The sequence below is a fragment of the Pseudonocardia sp. SID8383 genome, from assembly GCF_009864975.1.
In the GTDB taxonomy this organism is placed as follows: domain Bacteria; phylum Actinomycetota; class Actinomycetes; order Mycobacteriales; family Pseudonocardiaceae; genus Pseudonocardia; species Pseudonocardia alni.
Map to the genome: position 1 here is coordinate 1 of NZ_WWFY01000816.1, position 3,293 is coordinate 3,293.

Here is a 3,293-nt window from a genome sequence, read left to right on the forward strand (position 1 = left end):
GCCCGCCGGGGCGTCGCCCGGCCGTCGCGCCCCGGCGGACCGCGGCGACGGCAGCGCCAGGTCCAGTTCCATCGTCCTGCTCCGCACGCGCACCTCCCGCATCTCCCGCACCTCTCAGTCGACCTTCACCAGGTCCCACACGCCCGGACCGGACCGCATCCGCAGCACCACCTCACGCGGCGGCTCCTGCGGGTCCTGCACCGACCGGGCGAGCACCCGCCAACAGCTCAGCCGATCCCCGCCCACCGGCATCGGCGACGGGAACGGCCACGGGGACTCCTCGATCCACTGGTCCCGAACCCCGGTGACCAGGAAATGTTCCCCGCGGCGCGACGGACGCCGCGAGAACTCGACCGGCTCACCGTTCTGCCAGCGCACGTCGATCGCCGCCGGCTGGCGGGACCGGAACAAACGCGAGAAGCCGCCCACTGGCATCACCACGCCCTCCACCCGGTGGCCGGGCCTCGGTTCCCACCACCGGAATCGGTCTCCGGGACGCCCGGCGACGGGGTGCTTCCCCCACTCCGCCCACCGGACGCCCGGTGTCGAACACGCGTTCGACATACGTCAGTAGAACGCGTGTTCGATCGTCGCGTCAAGTCGGGTGACCGGGTGGCGCCACTCACCCACCGGCACCGTGGCGGGGTGCCCGGTCCGGACCCGCCGGGACCGGCCGGGCGTGGTGTGATGGGGACATGTACCCGGACACCGACCCCGCCCCGGCGCGGGCGTGCGGTCCCCACCGGGGCCGGTGCTCGCGGTGACCGCCGCACCGTCACGGGCGCGCCTGGTCGGCCTCGGCCGCAGCGAGTTCGCCGACCGGCTGGGCGAGGCGATCGACGTCTACGTCACCGCGATGGGCTACCCGCGGTCGACCGCACGCCAGCGCCGCTCGCTGTGGCTCGAGCACTCCTACCGGCCGGGCTGGCGCTCGGTCGGCTGGCTCGACGAGCAGGACCGGCTCACCGGCATCGGCTACGGCTACTGGGGCGGCCCCGGGCAGTGGTGGTTCGAGGAGGTCCGCCGCGGGCTGCGTGCCCGTCGCGGGGAGCCCGGGGCCGTGAGCGCCGACTGGCTGACCGACTACTTCGAGCTGACCGAGCTGCACGTCCACCCGCAGGCACAGGGCTCGGGCATCGGCGAGTCGCTGCTGCGGGCGCTGGCCCGCGACGCCGCCCGGGCCCGGATGCTGCTGTCCACCCCCGAGTACGGCCGCGCCACGCCCGGCCGGGCGTGGCGGCTCTACCGTCGTGCCGGGTTCGTCGACGTGCTGCGCGAGCACCTGTTCACCGGGGACCCGCGCCCGTTCGCCGTGCTCGGACGCGAGCTGCCGCTGCTTCCCACGGATCACCCGACACACGCCCCCGAGTGACGCCGGGACCGTCGTACCCGGGTGGCACGATGACGCCATGCCGCCGCACCGCACCGCGCCGCCCGCACGCCGTCGATCCCGGACGCGTGCGCTCGTGCTGCTCGCGGTGCTGGCCCTCCTCGCGCTGACCGGTTGCACCCGGGTCCAGGTGGCCCTCGCCGTGCAGCCGGACGACACCGTCGACGGCACGATCGTCGTCGCGACGCCCGAGGGCGCACCGGACGGCCGCGGCCCGCAGCTGGAGGTCCCGGCCGACCTCGCGGGCGAGGTCGAGCTGTCGCCGTACGACCAGGACGGCTTCGTCGGCACCCGTGCGGCCTTCGAGAACCTGACCTTCGCCCAGGTCTCGCAGCTGAACCTGCTCGGCGGGAACGCGTCGGGACGGGCGAACCTGGAGCTGCGCCGGGTCGGGGAGCGGATCGCCGTGCAGGGCCGGGCCGACCTGACCACGATGCCGGTGGACCGGGCCGACGTGCGGCTCGCGATGAGCTTTCCCGGCGAGGTCGTCGAGTCCGACGGCGAGACCGACGGCGGCACCGTCACCTGGGAGTTCGTCCCCGGTGAGGTATCGCAGATCAACGCCTCGGTGATCTCGACCGACCCGAACGCGCCGTCGATCCTGGGCTGGTCGCTGCTGCTGGCCGGGCTCGTCGTCGTCGCGGCGGGGGCGGCCGTGCTGCTGGCCCGGCGCGACCGGAACCCGCCGATCCGGCGCTGAGGGCGCGCCGGACCCGCGGGGGTGGCCGACCGGAACCGGTCAGAGGTCGACCACGACCTTGCCCGTCGTCCCCGCCTCGACGGCCTCGTGCGCGGCGACGACGTCGTCGATCCCGAACCGGGTGACCGGCAGCGGGGTCAGCGCTCCGTGCGCGGCCGCGACGCCCAGCCCGTGGGCCGCGTCGGCCAGCACCGGGCGGGGCACGGTGTAGAGCAGCGCGAACCGCAGCACCGCGTTCGCCCCCATCAGCGCGCGGACCGGGATCGACGGATCCTGCGGGGTGGCGGCGTAGGAGACGACCGCGCCCCCGTTGCGCAGCACCGCGAGGTCCTGGGCCAGGTTGTGGGCGAGCGAGACCTCGACGATCCGGTCGACCGGTCCGGCGGCGTCGAGGATCGCGGCGCCGGGATCGCCGTCGCGGTAGTTGACGACGTGGTGCGCGCCGGCCGCCCGGGCCAGCTCGGCCTTCTCCGGACCGGACACGGTGGTCACCACGGTCGCCCCGGCCCAGCGGGCGAGCTGGATGCCGTAGTGCCCGACCGCGCCCGCACCGCCGGTGACCAGCACCGTCCGTCCGGTGACCGGGCCGTCGGCGAACAGGCAGTGGTAGGCGGTCATCGCCGGGACACCCAGGCAGGCGCCGAGGTCGTCCGGCGCGCCGTCGGGCAGCACCGTGGCCTGCTCGGCCGGCAGCACCGTGTACTGCGCGCAGGTGCCCCACTCGGCAAGCGCGGCGCCGCCGTCGCCGCCCGGCGACGCGAGCCAGGTCCAGACCCGCTGCCCGATCCGAGACGGGTCGACCCCCTCCCCCACGGCGTCGATCTCGCCCACGCCGTCCTGGTGCGGGATGCGGACCCCGTCGAAGGGCCGTGACGTGGTGCCGTCGCGGGTCTTGGTGTCGGTCGGGTTGACCGCCGAGACCCGGACCCGGACCCGGACCTGGCCCGGACCGGGCTCCGGGGTGTCGATCTCACCGACGGTCAGGACGTCGCGGGCGGTGCCCTCACGGGAGTAGCCGGCTGCCTTCATCCGGGCCATCCTGCCGTCGCCGGCCCGGGCCCGCACCCTGTGCGGGACGACCGGCGTCAGGCGGCGTCGCGGCGCTCCTCGGCCAGGGCGACGACGGTCTCGCGGGCGGCGACCCGGCGGGCCTCGGCGCGACGACGCCGCACCCGCCACCCGACGACGCCGGCGACGACCACG

Annotated in this window: 4 protein-coding genes; 2 read left to right on the forward strand and 2 right to left on the reverse strand. The window is 75.6% G+C overall.

What is annotated here, in order from left to right:
- Positions 1 to 114: 114 nt before the first annotated feature.
- Positions 115 to 435, reverse strand: a complete 321-nt coding sequence (locus GTW08_RS19845) for a hypothetical protein (RefSeq protein ID WP_051050348.1) — start codon at positions 433 to 435, stop codon at positions 115 to 117.
- A gap of 325 nt (positions 436 to 760) precedes the next feature.
- On the opposite strand from GTW08_RS19845, the gene GTW08_RS19850 reads away from it, so the two are divergent.
- Entirely contained in the window at positions 761 to 1,372 is a 612-nt protein-coding gene (locus tag GTW08_RS19850; RefSeq protein WP_073574082.1) for a GNAT family N-acetyltransferase, read from the forward strand.
- Positions 1,373 to 1,409: 37 nt separating this feature from the next.
- Complete coding sequence (locus GTW08_RS19855) at positions 1,410 to 2,090, forward strand: LppM family (lipo)protein (RefSeq protein ID WP_062402138.1); 681 nt, start codon at positions 1,410 to 1,412, stop codon at positions 2,088 to 2,090.
- A gap of 39 nt (positions 2,091 to 2,129) precedes the next feature.
- On the opposite strand, the gene GTW08_RS19860 is transcribed toward GTW08_RS19855, so the two are convergent.
- A complete protein-coding gene (locus GTW08_RS19860) occupies positions 2,130 to 3,119 on the reverse strand; it encodes an NADPH:quinone reductase (RefSeq protein WP_073574083.1) in 990 nt (329 codons plus the stop codon).
- Positions 3,120 to 3,293: the final 174 nt, after the last annotated feature.